The organism is Shinella sp. 20P9.1.1 (assembly GCF_057798995.1).
On record NZ_JBYOLC010000002.1, the window covers coordinates 190,059 to 214,621 of the forward strand.

Consider the following 24,563-nt stretch of genomic DNA (forward strand, 5'->3'; position numbering starts at 1 on the left):
AAAGGGGCCATGTTCGATCACACCGCATCAGATTCGCTCGCTCCGGCCCGTCCTGATGGACAGTCCCCGACCATTCTCGTCGTCACGGATGCCTGGCGTCCGCAACTGAACGGCGTCGTGCACACGCTGGAAGAGCTTGCCCGCTCCATAGCGGAAGAGGGGGTCGAGGTCGTCTTCCTGACGCCGGAAAAGTTCGCGACGGTGCCGCTGCCGTCCTATCCGGAAATCCGGCTCGCGCTGACCTCGAAGCGCCAGATGCTGGCCGAGATCGAGGCGATCGCACCCGACTATATCCACATCGCCACCGAAGGACCGCTCGGCATGGCGGCGCGGCGCGCCTGCCTGCAGCGCCGGCTGCCCTTTACCACCGCCTATCACACGCGCTTTCCCGAATTCATCAGCGCGCGTCTGCCCATCCCCGAAAGCTGGAGTTACTGGTGGCTGCGCCGCTTCCACAATTCCGGCCAGGGCATGATGGTGGCGACGAAATCGCTCGGCGCAGAAATGGCGGCGCGCGGTTTTACCCGGATCAAGCGCTGGTCGCGCGGGGTCGATACGAAGCAGTTCGATCCGGGCAAACGCCGCGATCTCGGCCTGCCGCGGCCGATCTTCCTCAACGTCGGGCGCGTGGCGGTGGAAAAGAACCTGCCGGCTTTCCTCGCGCTCGATCTGCCGGGCAGCAAGGTCGTGGTCGGCGATGGGCCGGATTTGGCCATGCTGCGCCAGCGCTATCCGGATGTGCATTTCCTCGGCCGCAAGACCGGCGAGGATCTTGCATCGATCTACGCCTCGGCCGACGTCTTCGTCTTCCCGAGCCGGACGGACACGTTTGGCAATGTCATGCTGGAAGCTTTGGCGAGCGGTGTGCCCGTCGCCGCCTTCCCGGTGACGGCGCCGCGCGACGTGCTGGGCGAAGCGGGAGTGCTGTCGGAAGACCTGCGGGAAGCCGCGCTTGCCGCGCTCGACATTCCCAAGGAAGTCGCTCTTGGCCGGGCGTCGACCTACAGCTGGCGCGCCTGTGCTCTCGAATTCCTGGGTAACCTGACGCGCGTGCCGCGCGATGCTTTCGCGGCACGCCGTCTCAGCCTGCGCTAGGCTTACTTCGCCGCCTTCAGCAGCGCGGCAACCAGACCGGCCGTCGAGCTGTCGTGGCCGGCAGCGCTTTCCTTGCCTTCGACGACCGGCAGCAGACCCGTCGCCAGCTCCTTGCCGAGCTCGACGCCCCATTGGTCGAAGGAATTGATATTGAACAGCGCGCCTTCGACGAAAACGCGATGCTCGTAGAGCGCGATCAGCCGGCCGAGCGCAAAGGGCGTCAGGCTGTCATGCACCATGGTGATCGACGGGCGGTTGCCGTCGAAGACGCGGTGCGGCGCAATCCTGTCGGCCTTCGCCTCGTCCATGCCCTTGGAGGTGAGCTGGGCTTTGGCCTCTTCCAGTGAGCGCCCCTTCATCAGGGCTTCCGACTGCGCCAGGCAATTGGCGATCAAAAGCTGGTGCTGGTGGCGGAGATTTTTCTCGTGGCCGTTGGCCGCGATCATGAATTCCGTGGGGATGACCGAGGTGCCCTGATGGATGAGCTGGTAGAAGGCGTGCTGGCCGTTGGTGCCAGGCTCGCCCCAGACGACCGGGCCGGTCTTGCAGGCGACGGGCTTGGAATCCATCGTCACGGACTTGCCGTTCGATTCCATGTCGAGCTGTTGCAGATAGGCGGGGAAGCGCGACAGGCGCTGGTCATAGGGCAGGATGGCGCGCGACGGGTAGTTCAGCACGTTGCGGTGATAGTAGCCGATGAGGCCGAGCAGGACGGGGATGTTCTCCCGGATCGGCGCCTCGCGGAAATGGGTGTCGATGGCATGGCCGCCGGCGAGGAATTCGCCAAAACTCTCCTTGCCGATGGCGATCATCAGCGGCAGGCCGATGGCCGACCAGATCGAATAGCGCCCGCCGACCCAGTCCCAGAAGCCAAAGACGCGCTCCGCGCCGATCCCGAAGGCCGAAACCTTGTCGAGCGCCGTGGAGACCGCGCAGAAATGGCTGCCGACGGCGGCGTCACCGAGCTTGTCGGCGATGAACTTGCGGGCCGTTGCGGCATTCGTCATCGTCTCGATGGTCGTGAAGGTCTTCGAGGCGACGATGAAGAGGGTGGTTTCAGCTTCGAGCGTCTTCAGTGTATCGGCGATATGCGCGCCGTCGATATTGGAGACGAAGTGCAGGCGCGGGCCGTCGTGGTAGGGCGCGAGCGCCAGTGTCGCCATGACCGGGCCGAGATCGGAACCGCCGATGCCGATATTGACGACGTCCGTGATCTTCTTGCCCGTCGCACCCTTCAGCGCGCCGGAACGGATGCCGTCGGAAAAGGCGCCCATGGCGTCGAGCACGGCATTGACGTCAGGCATGACGTCCTTACCATCGACGATGACCGTCGTGTTGGAGCGGTTGCGCAATGCGGTGTGCAGCACAGCGCGCTCTTCGGTGATGTTGATGATCTCGCCCGCGAACATCGCGTCGCGCTTCTTCTCGACGCCGGCTTCCTTGGCGAGCGCTTCCAGCGCGTCGAGCACGGCGTCGTTCATCGCGCATTTGGAATAGTCGAAGAGGAAATCGCCAAGCGTGGTGCTGTAGCGGGAGAACCGCTCGGGATCGGCCGCGAAGGCCGCCCGGATGTCTGTGGCGTTGGTGTCGCGGACGATGGATTTCAGCTTTTCGACAAGCGCGTTCATCGGCGTCTTCCCTTGCTTTGGACGATGCCGCTAGCTAGTCGCTTTGGCACCGTCAAATCAAGACCGAAAACGCGCCTGCGGCTAAAAAATTAAATCGATTTAGGAGCGGTTGTGCCGGGGCTGCGCTCAGCCCCGGAGATCCTTGCGCAATATCTTGCCGACATTGGATTTCGGCAGGTCGGTGCGGAACTCGATGAAGCGCGGGCGCTTGTAATTGGTGAGGTTCGCCGCGCAATGGGCCTTCACGTCGGCCTCCGTCAGGGCCGGATCCTTCTTCACCACGAAGAGCTTCACCGCCTCGCCGGAATGCTCGTCCGGCACGCCGATCGCCGCGCATTCGAGAACGCCGGCAAGCGACATCGCCACCTCTTCCACCTCGTTCGGGAAGACGTTGAAGCCGGAGACGAGGATCATGTCCTTCTTGCGGTCGACGATCTTGGTGAAACCATCCGGCGTCATGAAGCCGATATCGCCGGAGCGGAAGAAACCATCCGGCGTCATCACTTTCGCCGTCTCGTCCGGCTGCTGCCAATAGCCGGCCATGACCTGCGGACCGCGAATGCAGATTTCGCCGACCCCGCCCAGGGCAAGCGTGTTGCCGTCGTCGTCGCGGATCGCGATCTCGGTGGAGGGGAGCGGCAGGCCGATCGTGCCGGTGAACTCCGCCCGGTCGAAGCGGTTGGCGGTCGCCACCGGCGAGGTCTCCGAGAGGCCGTAGCCTTCGATGATGGCGCAGCCCGTCATCTTCTGCCAGCGTTCGGCGACCGGCCGTTGCACCGCCATGCCGCCGCCGAGCGTCAAAAGCAGGCCGGAGAGATCGAGCTTGGCAAAGTCCGGATTGTTCATCAGCGCGTTGAACAGCGTGTTGAGGCCGGGGAAGATATGGACGCAATATTTGCCCAGTTCCTTGACGAAGGCGGGAATGTCGCGCGGGTTGGCGATCAGCACATTGTGGCCGCCGAGCGCGATGCCCATCAGCCCGTTCACCGTCAAGGCGAAGATATGGTAGAGCGGCAGCGCGCAGATGAAGACGAGCTGGTCCGGCCGCTGCTTCACATGGAAGATCGGCTCGATCCACAGCTTGATCTGCTCCATGTTGGACAAGAGGTTGGCATGCGTCAGCGTCGCGCCCTTGGAAACGCCCGTCGTGCCGCCGGTATATTGCAGAAAGGCGGTATCGCCGGGGGCGACGGCAACCGGCTTCAGCGTGCCGCGCGCACCCTCGGCCATCACTTGGCTGAACGGGATGTGCCCCGGCAGCGACCAGGCCGGCACGAGCTTCTTCACCCTACGCACGACGAGATTGACGATCAGCCCCTTGAGGCCGAGCATGTCGCCCATCGTGGTGACGACGACGTGCCTCACGGCGGTGCGCGAGACGACCTGCGCCACGGTGCTTGCGAAGTTTTCCAGCACGAACAGCGCCTTGGCGCCGGCATCCTTCAGCTGGTGTTCCAACTCGCGCGGCGTATAGAGCGGATTGACGTTCACCACCACGAGGCCGGCGCGCAGGATGCCGAAAATGATGACCGGGTTCTGCAGGATGTTCGGCATCATCACGGCGACGCGGTCGCCTTTTTCGAGCCCCCTGGCCTGCAGCCAGACGGCGATCTTTTTCGAGGCGGTCTCGAAATCGCTGAAATTCAGCGTCTTGCCCATGCTGGTAAAGGCGGGGCGGTCGGCAAATTGTGCGCAGCATCGCTCGACCAGCGCGCCGATGGAGGCATGCGCCAGCGGCGCGATGTCGCCGGCCATGCCTTCGGGATAGTTGGCAAGCCAGAAACGGCCGGCCGGCTCGGTGGAAGGGGCCTCTGATATGGCCGTCATGCGTGCTCTCCTCCTTGGGCGCGGGCATCGTCCGTCCCGCCGGCCCCGCAAGGTCCTCCAACCCGGCGATACGGACAAGATGATGCTTTTGGCAGGCGCCATCAAGGATTATCGCTATCTTACATTGACGTAAACGTCAACAAGCGCCGCGGGCGGAACAAATCGCTTTTTCGTGAGCGGAAAGCGCCGGACTGCGGCGTCTCACCGCGCCTTCCACCAAAAAACCGCGTATATGTTTAACATTCATCGGATACACCTTATCTAGGGGATCCCGGCCGGACGCCGGAGACAGTGGAGTGCATGAGTTTGCTGCATCAGGAACACCGCAGAAGTGAGCCCAGGTTTCTTGGTGCGGCGCGCACCGGCGGGGCTGCGCTCGTCTCGCCGATCTCGGCGGCGCGCTGGCTCTTGGTGCTCGTCGTCTTCGCCGGCATCTACTTCTTCCACGGCTTCGTGGTTCCCGTGCTCGCCGCCCTCGTCATCGCCTTTGCCAGTTGGCCGCTCTATACACGCCTGCTTGCGCAGGTGAACGGCAACCGCACGCTCGCCGCCTCCATCGCCATCCTGCTCATCCTCGCCTTCATCATCGGCCCGATCGTGATTGCCTCCACCTATGCCCTGCACGAGGTGCGCGACTGGGTCGGCTGGGCGGTGGAAACCAATCGCACGGGGGCCGCGACGCCGGAATGGATCCGCGTGCTGCCGGTCATCGGCGGCTGGCTGGACATGCAGTGGACGCGCTTCCTCGACCATCCCGGCGCCATCGGCGAGCTGACGCAGGTCGTCAGCGGCGCCAATATCGGCAATATCTACCGCGTGGCGCTGGCGGCCGGCGGCAAGGCCTTCAACCTGCTTCTCGCCGCGCTCTTCATGCTGATCGCGCTGTTCTTCATCTATCGCGACGGCCAGTCCTTCGCGGCCCAGGTGGACCGCCTCGGCGAACGCATCCTGCCGATGCGCTGGGAGCGCATTTCCCGCATCGTGCCGGCAACCATCAGTTCCACTGTAACGGGCATGACGCTGATCGCCATCGGCGAGGGCATCGTGCTCGGCGTCGCCTACTGGATCGCCGGCGTGCCGTCTGCCGTGACGCTCGGCGTCATCACCGGCATCATGGCGCTCTTCCCCGGCGGTGCGCCGCTCTCCTTCACGCTGGTCTCGGTCTATCTCGTCTCCAGCGGTTCGCCGGTCGCAGGCCTTGCGTTGCTCATCTGGGGCTCCGTCGAGCTCTTCATCGTCGACAAGACGCTGCGGCCGCGCCTCGTCGGCGGTCCGATCAAGCTGCCCTTCCTGCCCACCTTCTTCGGCCTCATCGGCGGCGTGAAGACCATGGGCTTCCTCGGACTTTTCATCGGCCCGGTGCTGATGGCGCTGCTCGTCGCCATCTGGCGTGAATGGATCCGCGAAGTGGAGGCGACCGATCCGCCGTCGCCGATCATTCTCGATCCCCATGCGGAGCCGCCCGCGCGGTCCGATCCGGAGCGCAATGCCGGCTGAGCCGGCAAGCGATACCCGCTAAATTGGCTGCCGCAATCGCTTGCAAAGGCAAGAGACGGAGCCATAGTGTTTCCGGCGCATTTTGCGCGACTTGAGGGGAAGACACCATGACATCCGCCAGACGGACAGCGCTTGCCGCGCTCGTCCTCACGACTGCTTTTGCAGCCTCGCAGACCTCGGCGCTCGCCTGGGGCTGCATCGCCGTGTCGGAAGAGGGCAGCTACGGCTATAGCTACAGCTATGACGACGAAGCCGATGCGCGCGAAAAGGCGCTAACGGAGTGCGCCAACCGCACGACCGAAGAAGCCGTGTGCGAAATCACCGAATGCGACGAGGACGATTGAGACAGCTCGATTGCGGAGCCCGCTAGAGTTTGTCAGGGAAAAGTGGGAACCGGTTTTCCCGAAAAGACAAACGAAAACAAAAGAATCTAGAGTATGTCTGGTTCAGCCTGAACCAGACATACTCTAGTGCGGGCTCCGTTTCTGGTCGCAATCCGGCAGGTTCGGCGCCCCGTCTCAGGAAATAGGATGCTGCGGCAACCGCCCGTTTCCGCCATCCCGGCAAAAGAGCGCAAAATCCCGCAGAAAAGCCTCCGCCGCGACCGGGGCGCTCACAAGGCGCTGAACGATGGCCTCGGGCGTTTCCTTCATGACCGGAAAACGGAAGAAAAGGCTTTCCGTGAAATTGGAGCTGATGGTCGACAGCACCGTCCTGAGCGCCGCCAGCATGTCTTCGCCGCGATGCGAGGCGTGGACGAGCGCGATCGGCTTGCCGACCACCTGGTCGCCCGAGACCAGCCAGTCGATGGCATTCTTCAGGCCGCCGGGAATGCTGCGCACATATTCCGGGCTGGACAGGATAAGTGCGTCGCATTCGGCAATGGCCTGCTGGAAGTGCCGGACGCTGTCAGGCAGATCAGCGCCTTCGAGATCGGGCGAGAAGACCGGCAAGTCTCCAATGCCGTCATAGACCTGTACGGCGATGCCGTCGGGGGCGATCACTTGGAGAGCGCGGAGCAGGGCTGTGTTGGTGGACAGTCGGCGGGCGCTGCCGGAAACGGCGAGGATCTTCATGGCGGAAGGCTAGCGCACGGCGCTGTTATCGGCAACGCAGGTCCGCCATTGCGCTCGAAAGAAAACGCCCAGCCGGAACCGGGCTCTTTTTGCGATGTCGCGGAGCCGGTCAGAACCGGCCGCGAAGACCGATCTGCAGGGACATGGTCTTGAACGATGCGCCGGATGCGTTTGCATAGTTCGTCACGCCACCGGTCGTCGTGTCGATAACCCGCGCGTCGCCCCGCTTGTTGAAGACATTCTCGAAATTGCCGGCGAAGTAAAGCGAAGCACTCGGCGTCAGCTGATAGTCGATCGCCGCATTGGCCATGACGACTGGTGCCGGCTTCATGTTACTGAAGAAATTGGTCTGGACCGCCCAATGATTGTCGATATCGTCAATTCCTTTGGTGACGCCCGCCTTGACGCCGCCAGACAGGGTCAGGCGATCGATATGCGCCGCGCCGTCCAAGCCGAGAAAGACTGTCGGGATTTTCTGCTGATAAGTGATCGTCTTGGTGCCTGCAAGGGAATCGCCGATCGTGTCGCGAAAACTGTCGGTGCTGTAGATGTACGATCCACCGTAGGAACTCCAGCGTACATCGGTATATTTGAAGCCGGCATTGATACCGAAAGTGCCGCGGTCGTCGCTGAAGATATCGCGGCCGATTTCCAGCGAGCCGTTGAAATACCGGTCGAGGCGCGTGTCGGGGCTGATGGATCGATCGCTCCAGCCATCCATGCTCTGGTCGTTTGTAAAGTCCGGATTCCAGTCGTAATCGACCATATGCCCGTTGCCGCCGAAGCCGACGTCGATCTTGCCCTTGACGGTCCAGTCGTTGCCGAGATCGGCATGGGCCGTGGCCGAATAAAGCACAACGCCCTTGGTATCCCAATCGAGCTGGCTGGCCTTGTTGGCGCCGTCCCAGACATATTCGTGCGCCTCGATGTTCATCAGGCCGACACCGCCCGACAGCCAGAAGCTGCCATCGGCGGAACTGGCAATCATATCCTCCGCATAGGCGGAAGATGCGCTCAATGCCAAAGCCATCGCGGCAAGCTTAAGAATTAGAATTTTCATATATACCATGCCCCTCGGTAAGACTTCCTTAACGTCTTGCCGTATCGCGGCCGGGGTGCCAACGGAACAATCGGGTCAAAACCGACAAAATGAAAAGGCGTGGCAAATCTGCCCCGGCGTTTCACAACGCTTGACCCGTATCATGAACAGCAAATGGGATGCATTTGGACGGCCAGCGTGATCTCGCGGCAGCAACGTGACGTCAATCGGTCGCCCGACCCCGATCTAAAACTATCGGCAGTCGCGTCCGGTGCCGCTTTTGACAGACCAGGAGGACGGCGTCCAGCCTTAAACATCGGGAGACGCGGCCTGCAAAGCCCGATGCTCGCGCGAGGAGGCTAAGCAAAGGGTATCTGTCGCATTTTGCGAGAGGCGGGACAGGGGCGGCACCACAGGCGCCGCCCCGAAAGTTTAACAAAGACGGATCAGCCGTTTGCTCTCAGCTTGGCGGCGCACAGGCTCCAGTAACCGCCGCCCTTCTGGATCCATTTCAGATCGTTGAGCGTGCCTGCTTCTTTGTTGGCGCGATAGGCATCCACGCAGGTATGAAGCCGGGCTTTTCCAGCGGCTTCACTTGCATATTTCTTATCGACGGCGCTCGGGAAGGTAACGCCCTTCGGCGCCTTCGCCGTCGATTTCGTCGGCTCTTTCTCAGGGGTCTTGGCGATGTCCGCTTCATCAGCGGCATCGGCAGCAGCCGCGTCCGCACCGCAGAATTTTGCGCGGAAGTCGTTCCATTTCACGTCGGCGGCACTGCCGTCCGCCTTCGCGGCTTTGTATTTGGCGCTGCATTCCTTCATCGTCAGTGCGGAGGCGGGCGAGCCGGCAGCGAGCGCTGTGAGAAGGGCTCCGGCAGCAATGAAAATCAGTTTCTTGGTCATGACATCACCTAGTTGAGGAGGACGTGCGATTTGGAACGATCAGGTGGGCAGGGTGCCATTCGGACTGGCCGTATCGACCATCTTTGGCAGATGTTCGGCCAGGATCTGGGGAAGCTGGCTGACGTCGACTCCAAAGGACTGCGCCAGATTGCGCAGGGTCTCGGAAGACAGCGCGGTTTTGATCTGGTCTTCGGAAATCGGCAGGTTCGAACCGGTCCCGATCCAAGAGGAGACCTGTTCTCCCAGCCCGGCTTGATTCAGCTGGCTGACGATACCGTTGAGGCCGCCGGCATTCTGCAAGACCTGCCCCGCCACTGCCATGAGATCGACCGGTTTTCCACTCAGTGCATCACCGACGATAGTCTGTAGTCCATCAAGTAATCCCATGGATTCTCCCTTTTAAAGTTTGATCGGCCCTTCGCCTACAAGAGGAAACTAAAATGTGATCAAACAAAGGCAAACGTGGCGAACCTGCAGGCCGGAAAACGCTTGTGAACCGTCATCTCAGATTTCCGTCAAAGTTGCAGCCTTGTGGGCCGATATTTCAACGGCAAGGAGAGGCGAGATGCCCCATGCTCAAAGGCAAGGGAAACAACCGCACGACAAGCCTGCGGGCGTCGAACATATTCGGATTCTGTCGCGGGATTTGATCGCGGAGCGCTTTGGCGCTTGCCGAACTATCGAGTGAATTGCTTGTAAAGAATGGTGCCGCTTACGTGACTCGAACACGTGACCCCGTCATTACGAATGACGTGCTCTACCAACTGAGCTAAAGCGGCACTTCTGTGGCCCCGAAGCGTGTCGGGACAGGAATGGGTGCGCTGATAACCGCAATGGGAACAGATTTCAAGCGGGTAGTTTCAACTTCCGCATTTTTCCCACGCGGTTTCTCTCTGCGCCGAGCTCAGCCGGCGCAAATGCGGGTGCGGGCGGTCTGGTATTCGCGGTCCAGGCGGGCGACGAGGTTTTCGACGGGGCCGATGGCCTTGACCGCGCCGATGCCCTGGCCGCAGCCCCAGATGTCCTTCCAGGCCTTGGCGCCGGTCGTTGCGGTTTCGAAGTCCATCTTGGAGGGGTCGGCTTCCGGCAGGTGATCGGCGTCCATGCCGGCGGCGGCGATGGAGGGTTTCAGGTAGTTGCCGTGGATGCCGGTGAAATAGTTGGAATAGACGATGTCGGCGGCGGCGCTGTCGACGATCATCTGCTTGTAGGCGTCGGCGGCCCGCGCTTCCTCCGTCGCGATGAAGGGGGAGCCGATATAGGCCATATCGGCGCCCATCGCCTGGGCGGCGAGGATCGCGCCGCCGGTGGCGATCGCACCGGACAGCAGGAGAGGGCCGTCGAACCATTCGCGGATTTCCTGGATCAGCGCGAAGGGCGAGAGCGTGCCGGCATGGCCGCCCGCACCGGCCGCAACGGCGATCAGGCCGTCGGCGCCCTTGCGGATCGCTGAGCTGGCATGGCGATTGTTGATGACGTCATGCAGCACGATGCCGCCATAGGAATGGATTGCGGCATTCACCTCCGGCACCGCGCCGAGCGAGGAGATGACGACCGGCACCTTATATTTCACGCACATCATCAGGTCGTGTTCCAGCCGCGTGTTGGAGCGGTGGACGATCTGGTTGACGGCGAAGGGGGCTGCCGGACGGTCGGGATGTTTGGCGTCGTGGGCGGCAAGGCCTTCGGTGATTTCCGCCAGCCACTCATCGAGCTGGGCTTCCGGCCGGGCATTCAAGGCCGGGAAGGCGCCGATGACACCGGCCTTGCATTGTGCAAGGGTCAGCGCGGGATGCGAGACGATGAAGAGCGGCGCGCCGACGACGGGCAGGCGCAGCTTGTCCTTGAGGATCGCGGGCAGGGCCATGGGAAAATCCGAATCCGATTTTTGACGTTTACGAAAACGTCAAAAGAATAGCAGCGCGAACCGCCCGTGAAAAGAGGGTCGGTGACGCGACGGCGCGTGTCGAGGCTTGTGTATCGCGGATGTTTGAGCCGGGGAGCAGGTCGCCTCCGCGCCCCGGCTGTTGGGAAACAATCTGCCCGGCCGAAGGTTATGACCTGCCCATCCGTTATCCCCATGCCCCGCTTATCCCCGGCGAAGGCCGCCGGTTTCGGCGGGGAGGCTTGCGCAACGTTGCGGTAAACGTTACGCAAAACCTAACAAAAGCCGGAAAGAAGGGCTCTTTCCACAGATGGATCATGGCCGCGTCGTCTGGCGGCTTCCGCAGAAGGGTCTCATGTGAGCGGACTGGAAACGGCAATCAGAAACGCGCTGGCGCGCTCTGAACGTGCGAATGCCGAAGTTCGCGCACGCATCTACCAGTCGGCGCGCAACGCGCTGGAGGCGGGCCTGCGCAAGCAGGAGATCAACGATCCCGAGACGATAACGGCCCAGCGCCACCGGCTGGAAGCGACCATCCACGAAATCGAGGCGGAAGAACGCGCCGCCACCACCCCGGCGCCGGTCCGTGACGTTCGCGTCGAGCCGGTCGTCGAAACGCGCCCACAGCCCGAATTGCGCGCCGAACGGGACATCAGGCCAGAGCCGATGCTCGATGCGGAGCCGAGGGCCGAGGCCCGCCACGCTACGGCGAGCGATATCGGCGCCATTCGCCCCGAGCGCGCCGACGGCTTTGCCAAGGATACCAGGCCCGCTACCGAAAGCGCCACCGTCAACGAAGCGTCGGATTTCAAGCCCGAGCGCGTGGCCAAGGCCCGCAAGCGCCGTGGCCGCCTGTTCTCCTTCCTGCTGGTCGTCGCAACCCTGATCGCAGCTTTCGGCGCGCTTGCCTGGTGGGTGCAGTCGAGCGGCCTCCTGAGGGACTTGCAGAACGGTGCCGACGACTCGACCCCGCCGGCCACCGTCGCGGGCGAGGATTTTTCCGGCGACGATCCGATCAAGAAGGCGCTCGACACGCAGAACCGTTTCTCCGCCGACTGGCGCGCGATCTTCTCTCCCGGCGACACGGCAAAGATTTCGGCGGGCGCTGCCGGCCGTTTCGAGGCCGTCAGCACCAATGAGGGGCCGGCGGCGCGCATCACGTCCACCAATCCGGATCGCGACGGCGCAGTGCGCATCGAGGTTTCGCCCGAGGTGCTGAGCGAAATGGGCGGCAAGACCTCGACGGTGGCGCTGACGGTCCAGTCCGCGGGTGACAAGCCGGTGCAGGTGTCGGTGGAGTGCGACTTCTCCACCATGGGCGGCTGCGGCCGCCACCGGTTCACCGTCTCGGAGCGTACCGACATCCTGTTCCAGGTCGATTTCGACCGTTCGCTCTCGCCGAGCGAGCCGGGTCATCTGCTCATCAACAGCGATATCACCGGCGGTGATGCGAGCGTCAATCTCTATGCCGTCCGCATCCAGCCGGGTGAATAAGCGCCGGGCTTACTTCACGAAACCGAGTCCCGCGCCGACGATCTTGTCGTCGATGTCGCCGATCACCTTGTCCTTGCCCTCGTAGTCGAGCGTCTTCAGGATGTGGCGGATCAGGTTGATGCGGGCGCGGCGCTTGTCGTTGGCGCGGATCACGGTCCAGGGCGCATGGTCCGTGTGCGTCTCCTTGAGCATACGATCGCGCTTTTCCGTATAATCGTCCCACTTGTTGAGGGCGGCGATATCCATCGGCGACAGTTTCCAGACCTTCAAGGGATCGTGCCGGCGATCGTGAAAACGCTTCAGCTGCATCTCGCGGCCGATATTGAGCCAGAACTTGAAGAGATGAATGCCTTCCGAGGTGATCATCTTCTCGAAGCGCGGCGTCTCCTTGAGGAATTTTTCGTATTGCTCCGGCTTGCAGAAGCCCATGACGGGCTCGACGCCGGCGCGGTTGTACCAGGAACGGTCGAACAGCACGAACTCGCCTGCCGTCGGGAATGTCGAGACGTAGCGCTGGAAATACCACTGGCCAAGCTCGGTCTCCGTCGGCTTGGTCAGCGCCACGACGCGGGCGGAGCGCGGGTTCATGTAGGACATGGTGGCGTGGATCGCGCCGCCCTTGCCGGCGGCATCGCGGCCCTCGAAAACGGTCATGATGCGCGTGCCGGTCTTCTGCTGCCAGAACTGCACCTTGACCAGTTCGATCTGGAGAAGCTTCAGCGTCTTCTCGTAGTCCTTGTTGTCGAGCTTTTTGTCATAGGGATAGTCGTCGGAGCCGAAGGCCTTGTTCTCGATCCAGTCGGGCAGCTTCGGATCGTCTATGTCGAACACCCGCTTCTTGCCGTGGATATCCAGCTCCACCGCCCGGCTTTCGGCCTTTTCCGCCATGGTTCACTCCTTCGGATAGGGGCACGGCTCACGCCGCGTAAACCGGAAGGTGGCCACAACCGCATTGCGAATTCAAGCGGACCGTGAAAAACATGTCATGAAACCGCGCTATTCCTCCAGAATCGGTGGAGGCGCGGAGGACATGATGCTTGCGAGGGAATGGGTGGCGGTTTCGGATCAGCGGACGGGTTTCGGCTGGCTGGCGGCGCAACTGTGGGGCGTGCGGGTTCTGATCGCCTCTGCTGTTTTTGTCGGCTTCATGATCTGGCTTGCCGGCCTGCATCTGGGCTGGGTGTCGTTCACCGTTCTTCTGCTCGTCATCGCCGGCCTGCTGCGCACCGACCGGCGCATGGTCGAGACGGGCCGGACCATGGCCGTCGGTCCATCCGCCCTCGCGGTGCCGGAAACGCCGCCGGCCGATCCGCACAGGCAGGAGCTTGCCGCCATCGCCGCCGTGCTCGGTGCGCTCGATGCACCGGCCATCCTCTTGTCCGGCCGCGAGACGATCAAACTCCAGAACCGCGCCGCCGAGGCGATTTTCGGCGTGATCCCCGCGGGCAGCGATCTTGCCGGCCGCATCCGCGCGCCCGGCATTCTCGACATGGTGCGCGATGCGATCGCCGCCGGCCAGCCGCGCGAGACGGAACATGCCGAGCGCCTGCCGTCGGAAACGGTCTATGTCGTGCGCATCGCCCCGCTCGTCGAAAACACCACAGGCGAACCGCTCTGGCTCCTCACCTTCCGCGACGTCTCCCAGGCGCGGCGCATCGACCGCATGCGCTCCGACTTCATCGCCAATGCCAGCCATGAGCTGCGCACGCCGCTCGCCTCGCTGCGCGGCTTCATCGAAACCCTGCAGGGGCCGGCGAAGAACGACGTGAAGGCGCATGAGCGTTTTCTCGGCATCATGCATGAGCAGGCGACGCGCATGAGCCGCCTCGTCGATGACCTCCTGTCGCTGTCGCGGCTTGAACTGCGCTCGAACCTCACGCCCGACCAGACGGTGGATCTGGTGCCGCTGATCGCCCATGTGCGCGACAGCCTGCAACCGCTTGCGACCGATCTCGGCGTCGAGATCGCCCTCGACCTGCCCGGGCATGCCCTCATGGTCAACGGTGACCGCGACGAGCTGGTCGAGGTCATGGAGAACCTGATCGAGAACGCCTGCAAATACGGTCAGGAGGGCAAGCGGGTGGATGTGGCGCTGACAGGCGGCGGCGGTGCGCCGGTCGAATTGTCGGTCACCGACTATGGTCCGGGTATTCCACCCGAACATGTCCCGCGCATCACCGAACGTTTCTACCGGGTTAACGTGGAAGCGAGCCGGTCCAAGAAGGGCACAGGGCTCGGTCTTGCCATCGTCAAGCACATCCTCACCCGCCACCGGGCGCGTCTGGTGGTGAAGTCCGAAGTGGGCAAGGGCACGGTCTTTACCGTGCGTTTTTGACATAAAAGGACGCGGTCCTTTCGTGCCGCTGAAAATATGTTAGTATTTTCAGTGGCTTGGTGTGTCACAAATGTTTCGTCAAACCGACATAAAAGAGAGGGCGTCCGGGGTTTAGAGAAGAGCCGCCGGTCAACGGCAGACAGCGCGAAAACAGCGCTTTCCACACACGTCCTCTTCGGGAGAACCCAGATGAAATCTCTTAAGCTCACCCTCGCGGCGCTCGTTGCCTCCGCCGCATTCGCAGGCGTTGCCGTTGCGCGCGACCAGATCCAGATCGCCGGCTCGTCCACCGTTCTTCCCTATGCCAAGATCGTCGCCGAGACGTTCGGCGAGACCTTCCCCGACTTCAAGACCCCGATCGTCGAATCCGGCGGCACGGGTGGCGGCCTCAAGGAATTCTGCAAGGGCGTCGGCCCGGAGACCCTCGACATCGCCAACGCGTCGCGTCCGATGAAGGACAGCGAAATCGAGGCCTGCAAGGCAGCCGGCGTCACCGAGATTCAGGAAGTGAAGATCGGCTATGACGGCATCGTCTTCGCAACCGATAGCGGCAATGCCGACCTGAAGCTCGAGCCGAAGGACCTCTACCTCGCGCTCGCCGCTGAAATCGTCGTCGACGGCAAGCTCGTCGCCAACCCGAACAAGAAGTGGTCGGACGTCAACAAGGACCTGCCGGACGCTGAAATCGCCGCCTACATTCCGGGCGAAAAGCACGGCACCCGCGAAGTCTTCGACGAGAAGATGCTGGCCGCAGGCTGCAAGGCCACCGGCGCTCTCGACGTGATCAAGGCTGCCGTTGCCGACGAAAAGGAACAGCATGCCAAGTGCATCGCCGTTCGCAAGGACGGCCTGGCTGTCGACATCGACGGCGACTACACCGAAACGCTGGCCCGCATCGCCGCCAACAAGACCGGCCTTGGCGTGTTCGGCCTCTCCTTCTACGAAAACAACGCCGACAAGCTGAAGGTCGCGACCGTCAGCGGCATCGTTCCGTCGACCGAGACGATCGCTTCCGGCGAATACCCGGTTTCGCGCCCGCTGTTCTTCTACGTCAAGAAGGCACATCTTGGCGTCATCCCCGGCCTGAAGGAATATGTCGAGTTCTTCACGAGCGACGACATGATCGGCCCCGACAGCCCGCTCGCCGAATACGGCCTCGTTCCGGCTCCGGACGCCGAGCGTGAAGAGGTCCGCAAGGCCTTCGTCGACGGCAAGATCATGTAATTGACGTTGGCCGGCGCGCTAGACACGCGCCGGCCGCTTCCTTTCGGGCAAATTTCGCCCGTCGCATGAATGACACCGCGGATGATCTCGCCGGGAGAATTTCCTCAATGAGTATTTCCCTTCTTCTGCTCGTCGTCGCCGCAATCGGCGTGGTGGGCTATCTTATTGGCAGCTGGCGCGCCAACGCGCTTGCCGGCGGCAAGCTTTCAAACCTGCATTCGCGGCCGGGCTATTACGGCTCGTTCGTTGCCCTGTGGGCCATTCTTCCGGCGGTTGTTGTCGTGTTCGTCTGGGTCATCGCCAGCCCGATCTATATCAGCTCGACCGTCCGCGCCGGCTTCCCTGAAGAGGTGAAGGCCGAGCCGCAGGCCACGCAGAACCTCAACTACAACATGATCTCGGCCATCGCCCGCGGCTTCAAGGTGCTGACGGCGGAAGAGCGTGAGGCCCTGTTCAAGGACGGTGCCGCCGCTCGCGACGTGCTCGCCAGCAAAGGCGTGCCGGTCGCCGCCGAGCCCGCGCCCTACATGCTGAAGTCGGCCGACGACCTCAACCGCATGACGAACACGAGCGGCACCATGCTGTCGATCCTCGTCGTTATCGTCGCCGCCGTCGGTGCGTTCTTTTCCTATCGCTCGATCGCGCCAAAATTCCGCGCCCGCAACCGCGTCGAAGGCATGATGCTGGTCGGCCTCATCGGCGCCTCGTCGATCGCCATCCTTACGACGGTCGGCATCGTCGCCTCGATGTTCACGGAAGCCGTGCACTTCTTCAACATGGTGCCGGCCTGGGAATTCTTCTTCGGCACGGTCTGGGATCCGCGTTTCGCCGCTGCGGGTGCCACGGCCTCCGCCGGCCAGTTCGGCCTGATCCCGCTGCTTGCCGGCACGCTCTATATCGGCTTTGTCGCTATGCTGGTCGCCGTGCCGGTCGGCCTCTTCGCCGCTATCTACATGTCGGAATATGCCTCGCGGCACGTCCGTTCGGTGGCCAAGCCCCTGCTCGAAGTGCTCGCCGGCATCCCGACCATCGTTTACGGCTTCTTCGCGCTGGTGACCGTCGGCCCGTTCCTGCGCGATATCTCCGCCCAGCTGAACGGCCTCGTCACCGGCAACTACACGAACTTTATCCAGGCGCAGAGCGTTCTGACCGCCGGTTTCGTCATGGGCATCATGCTGATCCCTTACGTCTCCTCGCTGTCGGACGACATCATCACCGCCGTGCCGCGGGCGCTGCGTGACGGTTCGCTTGGTCTGGGTGCCACGCGTTCGGAAACGATCAAGCGCGTCATTCTGCCGGCAGCACTTCCGGGCATCGTCGGCGCGCTGCTGATGACCGCCTCGCGCGCCGTCGGCGAAACCATGATTGTGGTGCTTGCCGCCGGTGTTGCCGCCCGCATGCAGCTCAATCCCTTCGAGCCGATGACAACCGTGACCGTCAAGATCGTCAACCAGCTGACGGGTGACCTCGAATTCACCTCGCCGCAGACGCTGGTGGCCTTCGCACTCGGCATCACGCTGTTCTTCATCACGCTTTGCCTGAACATCTACGCCCTTTACATCGTGCGCAAATACCGGGAGCAGTACGAATGAGCCAGGTCTCCACGAGCCCTTCGATGGCCGCCCTTGGCGTCACCGCCAAACCCGAACGCCGCGACATCGGCCTTCGCCGCCGCTACGCCGCCGAGCGCCGCTTCCGCCTCTTCGGCATGGCAGCGATCGCCTTCGGTCTGCTCTTCCTGTTCCTTCTGCTGTTTTCTGTGGTCTCCAAGGGCTACACCGCATTTCAGCAGTCGATGATCACCATTCCGGTCGAGTTCTCCGAACAGGTCATCGACAAGAACAACGAGCGCGCCACCAACCCGCAGAAGCTGGTCTCGGCCAACTATCCGGTCGTTGCCCGTAACGCGCTCGCCAAGGTTCTCGGCGTCGATGAAAAGGACCGTGCCGGCCTCAAGGCCGTCAACGGCATGATCTCGGACAGCGTTCGCACGCAGTTCCGCGACATGGTCGTCGCCAATCCGGCGATCATCGGCACCACGCAGACGGTGACATTCCTTGCGCACGGTGATCTCGACTCGGCCTTCAAAGGCCAGATCGATCTCTCGGTAGCGGAAAACAACCGCAAGATCTCCGACAAGCAGGTCGGCTGGATGAACACGCTCGTCGAAAGCGGCGCGCTCTCCAAGCACTTCAACACTGGCCTCTTCATCAACGGCGCATCGAGCCGTCCGGAAGCGGCAGGCCTCGGCGTTGCCATCGTCGGCTCGCTCTACATGATGCTGATCGTTCTGGTGCTGTCGCTGCCCATCGGCGTCGCCGCTTCGATCTATCTCGAGGAATTCGCCCCGAAGAACCGCTTCACGGATCTGATCGAGGTGAACATCAACAACCTCGCCGCCGTGCCGTCGATCGTTTACGGTCTGCTCGGTCTCGCCGTCTTCGTCAATTTCGCGGGCTTCCCGCGCTCGGCAGCCCTCGTCGGTGGCCTGGTGCTGACGCTGATGACGCTGCCGACGATCATCATCGCGACCCGCGCTGCCCTCAAGGCCGTGCCCCCGTCGATCCGCTCCGCCGCCCTCGGCCTCGGCGCATCCAAGATGCAGACCGTGTTCCACCACGTCCTGCCGCTCGCCATGCCGGGCATCCTGACAGGCACGATCATCGGTTTGGCGCATGCGCTCGGCGAAACCGCACCGCTGCTGCTCATTGGCATGGTCGCCTTCGTCGCCGATATTCCCGGAACGCCGCTGGAACCCTCCACGGCTCTGCCGGTACAGATCTACATGTGGGCGAACGAGGCCGAGCGTGCCTTCGTGGAGCGCACCTCGGGCGCCATCATGGTGCTCCTCATCTTCCTCATCCTCATGAATGTTGGCGCCATCCTGTTGCGCCGCCGTTTCGAACGGCGCTGGTAGAAGGACCGATCCTATGAACATGATGTTAGAAGCAGCAGTCGAGAAAGCGCTGGACAAGAAAATGAACGACATTTCCTACAAGATGATCGGCAAGGACGTTTCGGTCTATTACGGCGACAAGCGCGCCCTCTACGACGTCAATCTCAACGTCCGCGAAAACACCGTGACGGCGCTGATCGGCCCGTCGGGTTGCGGCAAGTCGACCTTCCTGCGCACGCTGAACCGCATGAACGACACGATCGACGGCTGCCGCGTCACCGGCCGCATCACGCTCGATACGGACGATATCTACGACCCGAACATCGACGTCGTCGAACTGCGCGCCCGCGTCGGCATGGTCTTCCAGAAGCCGAACCCGTTCCCGAAGTCGATCTACGAAAACGTCGCCTACGGCCCACGCATCCACGGTCTTGCCAAGTCGAAGGCCGACATGGACGCCATCGTGGAAAAGAGCCTTCAGAAGGCCGGCCTGTGGAACGAGGTGAAGGATCGCCTGCAGGAAGGCGGCACGGGCCTCTCCGGCGGCCAGCAGCAGCGCCTGTGCATCGCACGCGCCGTCGCCGTCAGCCCCGAAGTCATCCTGATGGACGAACCCTGCTCGGCACTCGACCCGATCGCGACGGCCAAGGTCGAGGAGCTCATCCACGAGCTGCGCGCCAACTTCACCATCGTCATCGTGACGCACTCCATGCAGCAGGCGGCCCGCGTCTCGCAGCGCACCGCCATGTTCCACCTCGGCAACCTCGTCGAGGAGAACGACACCGACAAGATGTTCACCAACCCGGATGACCAGCGCACGCAGGACTACATCATGGGCCGCTTCGGCTGACGCTTTCGTCGCTGACGCCCCTGAAACCCGAGCGCATTAAGGACAGAACGATGTCATCGACCCATATTGTTTCGATTTACGACGAAGAACTGAAGTACCTCTCCCGCCGCATCTCCGAAATGGGCGGCACGGCCGAGCAGATGGTGGCGGATTCCGTCCGCGCCCTCGTTTCCACCGACGTGGCGCTGGCCCAGAAGGTCATTTCCGAGGATGTCATCCTCGACAATGCCGAGCGCCAGATCAACGAAAAGGCGATCGTCACCATCGCCAAGCGCCAGCCGATGGCGGCGGACCTGCGCGAAATCATGGGCACGATCCGCATCGCTGCCGAACTGGAGCGCGTCGGCGACCTCGGCAAGAACACCGCAAAGCGCGTGATTGCCGTGCAGAGCTCGGGCATGCCGCGCAAGCTCGCCCGCGGCCTCGAGCATCTCGCCGAACTGGCGTTGATGCAGCTCAAGGAAGTGCTCGACGTCTTCGCCACCCGCTCGGTGGACAAGGCCAAGGCCATCCGCGAGCGCGACGACGAGATCGATGCGATCTACACCTCGCTGTTCCGCGAACTGCTGACCTACATGATGGAAGACCCGCGCAACATCACGCCCTGCACGCATCTTTTGTTCTGCGCCAAGAACATCGAGCGCATCGGCGACCACGCGACCAACATCGCCGAAACCATCTACTACATGGCGACCGGCTCCCAGCCGGAAGGCGAGCGCCCGAAGGACGATACATCGACATCGGTCGTCGCGGCCGACATCGCCGAAGCGTCCGAGTAAGTTTGAGCAGGAACCCTGTCCATGGTGCCCAGAATAGCCGTCGTGGAAGACGAGGAGGCGCTGAGCGTTCTCCTGCGCTACAATCTCGAAGCCGAGGGTTTCGAGGTCGATACGATCCTATCGGGTGACGAGGCGGAAATGCGCTTGCAGGAGCGCATGCCCGACCTCCTCATCCTCGACTGGATGCTGCCGGGCGTTTCCGGCATCGAGCTGTGCCGGCGCCTGCGCCAGCGGCCGGAAACCGAGCGCCTGCCGATCATCATGCTGACGGCGCGCGGCGAGGAGAGCGAGCGAGTGCGTGGTCTGGCCACCGGCGCCGACGATTATGTCGTCAAGCCCTTCTCGACGCCGGAACTGGTGGCGCGCGTGCGCGCCATGCTGCGCCGTGCCAAGCCCGAGGTCGTCTCGACGGTGCTGCGCTGCGGCGATATCGAGCTCGACCGCGAGACCCACCGCGTCCACCGTCGCACCCGCGAGGTTCGCCTCGGCCCGACGGAGTTCCGCCTCCTGGAATTCCTGATGACCTCGCCGAGCCGCGTCTTCTCGCGCTCGCAGCTGCTGGACGGTGTATGGGGCCACGACATCTATGTCGACGAGCGCACCGTCGACGTGCATGTCGGCCGTCTGCGCAAGGCGCTCAACTTCGCCAATATGCAGGACGTCATCCGCACTGTCCGCGGCGCCGGCTATTCGCTGGAAACCTGAGCGATCCGCCATTCCTCCCAAGGACGGAAATGGGCCCTGCGGGGCCTGTTTGCGTTTTGGGGCTGCCATCCATCGCCTCAAACAAAAACGGAGCCTTTCGGCTCCGTTTTCATTTCATATCGATTGCTGTCAGCGCATCCGGCGGCGCTCGGCCGAGGGCTGGTAGGCGAGGCGCTGGTGGTAGGTGCAGTAGGGCGAATTGTCAGGGGATTCGTTGCCGCAGAAATGGAAGTCTTCGTTCAGCGGATCGCCGATCGGCCACTTGCAGGTGCGCTCGGTGAGCTGCGTCAGTTCCAGCTTGCGCGACATCGGCACGACGACATTGTTGCCGTTGGCGGGAACCGGGAGCTGTTCGGCGACGGCCTCGAATTCCGTGTCCATGTCGTCCTTGGCGATCGCTGCCGGACGGGCTGCGGTGCGCGGCGTGACGGCACGGGCCTGGAAGGTCGCGGGGCGGGGGGCCGCCGGCGCCGGGCGCTTCGGGCGGGCGGTGGCCTGCGTTCCGCCGGCCTTGGCGCGGCCCGGCAGGTTCAGCCGGTGCACTTTGCCGATGACGGCATTGCGGCTGACGCCGCCGAGTTGTGCCGCGATCTGGCTCGCGCTCAAACCCTCGGCCCAGAGCTTCTTGAGTCTTTCGACGCGCTCGTCTGTCCAGTTCATGTTTTCGTCTCCGCTCGGCGTTCGATGCGGGAATCCCTCGTCGCGTCCCGGACAGATCCGGAACCTGAACGCCTTCAACTCTTTTGGTGACTAGTTCCGCCGCATGCAGTCTAGTAATTGGTCTTTAACCTAGAGACCGGGGGACTCTGTGACAAGAGTCGCGGGAATCGGCGCGAATCGATTTCGAGGTTTTCCCCAACTTGCTGGTCGGGTGTGACTCGATGGAGACACCTTCCGCGCGTGCCGTGAATCCTCACCTTGCGGGAGGTTCAGCGTCACTCGGGGTGCGATTTTGTTGACATCCCCAGGTGAAATGCCGATAGTGCCGCATGCCGCCGAAAGGCGGCTTTTGATTTTTCTGGAGCCCGGAAAAGTCAAGTGTCAGACGTCTTTTTTCGCATCTCTTTTCGGAGGATACGCGCCATGGCCGATGCCGCGCCGCTCTATGAAACCTATATGCGTGCGCCGCTCCGGTTCACGCGCGGGGAGGGCGTCTGGCTGATCGCCGAAGATGGCGAGCGATATCTCGATTTCGCCGCCGGCGTCGCCGTCAATTCGCTGGGCCATGCGCATCCTCATCTCGTCGCCGCGCTGAAGGATCAGGCCGACAAGGTCTGGCACCTGTCCAACCTCTATGAGGTGCCCGGCCAGGAAAGCCTCGGCCGCCGGCTGACGGACGCGACCTTCGCCGACAAGGTGTTCTTCACCAATTCGGGTGCCGAAGCGCTGGAATGCGCGATCAAGACCGCGCGCCGCCATCACTTCGCCAAGGGCCATCCCGGCAAGTTCCATATCATCACCTTCGACGGCGCCTTCCATGGCCGCACGATCGCGACGATCGCGGCCGGCGGACAGGAGAAGTATATCGAAGGCTTTGGCCCCAAGGCTCCCGGCTTCCTGAAGCTGCCCTTCGGCGATATCGCCGCCGTCAAGGATGCGATCACCGAGGAAACCGCCGGCATCCTGATCGAGCCGGTGCAGGGCGAGGGCGGCATCCGTCCCGTCTCGAAGGAATTCATGCAGGAGTTGCGCCAGCTCTGCGACGAATACGGCCTGCTGCTGATCCTCGACGAGGTCCAGTCCGGCGTCGGCCGCACGGGCCGCCTCTTTGCCCATGAATGGGCGGGCGTGACGCCCGACATCATGGCGGTCGCCAAGGGCATCGGCGGCGGCTTTCCGCTCGGCGCCTGCCTTGCCACCAATGAAGCCGCCTCCGGCATGGTCGCTGGCACGCATGGCTCGACCTATGGCGGCAATCCGCTTGCCATGGCCGTCGGCAATGCCGTGCTCGACGTCGTGCTTGAAGACGGCTTCCTCGAACATGTGCGCGACGTGGCGCTGGTCTTCCGTCAGGGCCTTGCGGCGCTGAAGGATCGTTTCCCCGAGGTGATCGAGGATGTGCGCGGCGAGGGCCTGATGCTCGGCATCAAGGCGAAAATCCCCGTCGCCGACCTCCTGAAGGCCGTTCGCGCGGAAAAACTGCTGGGCGTGCCGGCCGGCGACAATGTGCTGCGGCTGCTGCCGCCGCTCACCGTCACCGCCGAAGAAGCACGCGAAGGGCTCGCCCGCATCGAGCGCGCAGCCGAAAAGCTGACGGCGGCGAAAGCCGCCTGATCAGAGACCAGGACAGACAGGACACATCATGGCCAAGCATTTCCTCGACCTTTCCGCCGTTTCGGAAAGCGATCTCCGCGTCATCATGGACGATGCGCACAAGCGCAAGGCAGCCAACAAGGCCGGCAAGGAAGAGCGACCGCTCGCCGGCAAGATGCTCGCGATGATCTTCGAGAAGCCCTCCACCCGCACGCGCGTCTCTTTCGATGTCGGCATGCGCCAGCTCGGGGGCGAGACGCTGTTCCTGTCGGGCACGGAAATGCAGCTCGGCCGCGCCGAGACGATCGGCGACACCGCCAAGGTGCTGTCGCGTTATGTCGATGCCATCATGATCCGCACGACGGACCACAACCGCTTGCTGGAGCTTGCCGAGCATGCCACCGTTCCCGTCATCAACGCGCTGACGGACCTGACGCATCCCTGCCAGATCATGGCCGACGTCATGACCTTCGAGGAGCATCGTGGTCTCGCCAAGGGCAAGACGTTCGCCTGGACCGGCGACGGCAACAATGTGCTGCATTCCTTCGTCGAGGGCTCCGCCCGCTTCGGCTACACGATGAAGATGGCCGTGCCGATGGGCTCGGAGCCCGACGACAAGATTTTGAACTGGGCGCGCGACAATGGCGGCAACATCCTGCTCGGCCATGATCCTGACGCCATCATCGACGGCGTCGATCTCGTCGTCACCGACTGCTGGGTCTCGATGAACCAGGAGCATCGCGCCCGCGGCCACAACATCTTCCAGCCTTATCAGGTCAACAAGCAGCTGATGGCGCGCGCCGACAAGGATGCGCTGTTCATGCACTGCCTGCCGGCCCATCGCGGCGAGGAGGTGACGGACGAGGTCATCGACGGCCCGCAGTCCGTGGTCTTCGACGAGGCGGAAAACCGCCTGCACGCACAGAAGTCGATCCTCGCCTGGTGCCTCGGCGCCGTCTGAGACGCGTCTTGAAAAACCGTGCCGCCCGCACGATCTAGGGGCCATCACGAAGCGCCGGAAGGCGCTTTCTCTGGCGTATGCCCGCCCGGTATGGAATGATCGGGCAAGAGCGCGCTC

The 24,563-nt window shown here is 62.9% G+C and carries 22 protein-coding genes and 1 tRNA gene; 13 read left to right on the forward strand and 10 right to left on the reverse strand.

Features of this window, described 5'->3' with window-relative positions; genetic code table 11:
• Positions 1-9: 9 nt before the first annotated feature.
• Positions 10-1,095, forward strand: coding sequence for a glycosyltransferase family 4 protein (locus tag AC27VQ_RS04525; RefSeq protein WP_488715386.1), 1,086 nt, complete (start codon positions 10-12; stop codon positions 1,093-1,095).
• A 2-nt stretch (positions 1,096-1,097) separates the two neighbouring features.
• Here AC27VQ_RS04525 and pgi read toward each other — a convergent pair whose 3' ends face one another.
• Together pgi and AC27VQ_RS04535 are read right to left on the reverse strand one after the other, a co-directional pair.
• Entirely contained in the window at positions 1,098-2,723 is a 1,626-nt protein-coding gene (gene pgi, locus AC27VQ_RS04530) for a glucose-6-phosphate isomerase (RefSeq protein WP_488715387.1), read from the reverse strand.
• A 126-nt stretch (positions 2,724-2,849) separates the two neighbouring features.
• Entirely contained in the window at positions 2,850-4,550 is a 1,701-nt protein-coding gene (locus tag AC27VQ_RS04535; RefSeq protein ID WP_488715388.1) for a long-chain-fatty-acid--CoA ligase, read from the reverse strand.
• Between the two features lie 300 nt (positions 4,551-4,850).
• On the opposite strand from AC27VQ_RS04535, the gene AC27VQ_RS04540 reads away from it, so the two are divergent.
• Both AC27VQ_RS04540 and AC27VQ_RS04545 read left to right on the forward strand, forming a co-directional pair.
• On the forward strand, positions 4,851-6,047 hold the full coding sequence (locus AC27VQ_RS04540; protein WP_488715389.1) for an AI-2E family transporter: 1,197 nt from the start codon (positions 4,851-4,853) through the stop codon (positions 6,045-6,047).
• Positions 6,048-6,154: 107 nt separating this feature from the next.
• Positions 6,155-6,391 (forward strand): DUF4189 domain-containing protein, encoded by a 237-nt coding sequence (locus AC27VQ_RS04545; protein WP_421591244.1) that lies wholly within the window; start codon positions 6,155-6,157, stop codon positions 6,389-6,391.
• Positions 6,392-6,565: 174 nt separating this feature from the next.
• Here AC27VQ_RS04545 and AC27VQ_RS04550 read toward each other — a convergent pair whose 3' ends face one another.
• From AC27VQ_RS04550 to AC27VQ_RS04575, 6 genes are all read right to left on the reverse strand, one after another.
• The gene (locus tag AC27VQ_RS04550; protein WP_488715390.1) at positions 6,566-7,123 is read right to left on the reverse strand and encodes an NADPH-dependent FMN reductase; all 558 of its coding nucleotides are present in this window, start codon (positions 7,121-7,123) and stop codon (positions 6,566-6,568) included.
• Between the two features lie 109 nt (positions 7,124-7,232).
• The gene (locus tag AC27VQ_RS04555; protein ID WP_488715391.1) at positions 7,233-8,183 is read right to left on the reverse strand and encodes an omptin family outer membrane protease; all 951 of its coding nucleotides are present in this window, start codon (positions 8,181-8,183) and stop codon (positions 7,233-7,235) included.
• 425 nt (positions 8,184-8,608) lie between these two features.
• Complete coding sequence (locus AC27VQ_RS04560) at positions 8,609-9,064, reverse strand: hypothetical protein (RefSeq protein WP_421591246.1); 456 nt, start codon at positions 9,062-9,064, stop codon at positions 8,609-8,611.
• 39 nt (positions 9,065-9,103) lie between these two features.
• Positions 9,104-9,451: a YidB family protein gene (locus AC27VQ_RS04565; RefSeq protein ID WP_488715392.1), complete on the reverse strand. Its 348-nt coding sequence runs from the start codon at positions 9,449-9,451 to the stop codon at positions 9,104-9,106.
• A gap of 316 nt (positions 9,452-9,767) precedes the next feature.
• Positions 9,768-9,843, reverse strand: a tRNA-Thr gene (locus AC27VQ_RS04570).
• Positions 9,844-9,968: 125 nt separating this feature from the next.
• Complete coding sequence (locus AC27VQ_RS04575; RefSeq protein WP_488715393.1) at positions 9,969-10,931, reverse strand: NAD(P)H-dependent flavin oxidoreductase; 963 nt, start codon at positions 10,929-10,931, stop codon at positions 9,969-9,971.
• 375 nt (positions 10,932-11,306) lie between these two features.
• Between AC27VQ_RS04575 and AC27VQ_RS04580 the strand changes: the two genes are divergently transcribed.
• Positions 11,307-12,443: a biotin transporter BioY gene (locus tag AC27VQ_RS04580; RefSeq protein ID WP_488715394.1), complete on the forward strand. Its 1,137-nt coding sequence runs from the start codon at positions 11,307-11,309 to the stop codon at positions 12,441-12,443.
• A 9-nt stretch (positions 12,444-12,452) separates the two neighbouring features.
• Here AC27VQ_RS04580 and ppk2 read toward each other — a convergent pair whose 3' ends face one another.
• Entirely contained in the window at positions 12,453-13,331 is an 879-nt protein-coding gene (gene ppk2 / locus AC27VQ_RS04585; protein WP_488715395.1) for a polyphosphate kinase 2, read from the reverse strand.
• 142 nt (positions 13,332-13,473) lie between these two features.
• On the opposite strand from ppk2, the gene phoR reads away from it, so the two are divergent.
• The 7 genes from phoR (at position 13,474) to phoB (ending at position 21,232) form a co-directional block, all read left to right on the forward strand.
• Positions 13,474-14,778: a phosphate regulon sensor histidine kinase PhoR gene (gene phoR / locus AC27VQ_RS04590; protein WP_421591251.1), complete on the forward strand. Its 1,305-nt coding sequence runs from the start codon at positions 13,474-13,476 to the stop codon at positions 14,776-14,778.
• Positions 14,779-14,967: 189 nt separating this feature from the next.
• A complete protein-coding gene (locus AC27VQ_RS04595) occupies positions 14,968-16,002 on the forward strand; it encodes a substrate-binding domain-containing protein (RefSeq protein WP_488715396.1) in 1,035 nt (344 codons plus the stop codon).
• Positions 16,003-16,109: 107 nt separating this feature from the next.
• Positions 16,110-17,594, forward strand: coding sequence for a phosphate ABC transporter permease subunit PstC (gene pstC / locus AC27VQ_RS04600; RefSeq protein WP_488715397.1), 1,485 nt, complete (start codon positions 16,110-16,112; stop codon positions 17,592-17,594).
• Between the two features lie 23 nt (positions 17,595-17,617).
• Positions 17,618-18,919 (forward strand): phosphate ABC transporter permease PstA, encoded by a 1,302-nt coding sequence (gene pstA / locus AC27VQ_RS04605; RefSeq protein ID WP_488715565.1) that lies wholly within the window; start codon positions 17,618-17,620, stop codon positions 18,917-18,919.
• A 13-nt stretch (positions 18,920-18,932) separates the two neighbouring features.
• Positions 18,933-19,748, forward strand: coding sequence for a phosphate ABC transporter ATP-binding protein PstB (gene pstB, locus AC27VQ_RS04610; RefSeq protein ID WP_488715398.1), 816 nt, complete (start codon positions 18,933-18,935; stop codon positions 19,746-19,748).
• Between the two features lie 50 nt (positions 19,749-19,798).
• Positions 19,799-20,527, forward strand: a complete 729-nt coding sequence (gene phoU / locus AC27VQ_RS04615) for a phosphate signaling complex protein PhoU (RefSeq protein ID WP_313531239.1) — start codon at positions 19,799-19,801, stop codon at positions 20,525-20,527.
• Between the two features lie 21 nt (positions 20,528-20,548).
• Positions 20,549-21,232, forward strand: a complete 684-nt coding sequence (phoB, locus tag AC27VQ_RS04620) for a phosphate regulon transcriptional regulator PhoB (RefSeq protein WP_117367838.1) — start codon at positions 20,549-20,551, stop codon at positions 21,230-21,232.
• A gap of 129 nt (positions 21,233-21,361) precedes the next feature.
• Here the strand turns inward: phoB and AC27VQ_RS04625 are convergent, their stop codons facing one another.
• Entirely contained in the window at positions 21,362-21,892 is a 531-nt protein-coding gene (locus AC27VQ_RS04625; RefSeq protein ID WP_488715399.1) for a GcrA family cell cycle regulator, read from the reverse strand.
• A 423-nt stretch (positions 21,893-22,315) separates the two neighbouring features.
• Here AC27VQ_RS04625 and AC27VQ_RS04630 point away from each other — a divergent pair, with 423 nt between their 5' ends.
• Positions 22,316-23,506 carry an aspartate aminotransferase family protein gene (locus AC27VQ_RS04630; protein WP_488715400.1) on the forward strand — a complete coding sequence of 397 codons (1,191 nt, stop codon included), beginning with the start codon at positions 22,316-22,318 and terminating at the stop codon, positions 23,504-23,506.
• Between the two features lie 28 nt (positions 23,507-23,534).
• On the forward strand, positions 23,535-24,446 hold the full coding sequence (argF, locus tag AC27VQ_RS04635; RefSeq protein ID WP_313531705.1) for an ornithine carbamoyltransferase: 912 nt from the start codon (positions 23,535-23,537) through the stop codon (positions 24,444-24,446).
• Positions 24,447-24,563 lie beyond the last annotated feature (117 nt).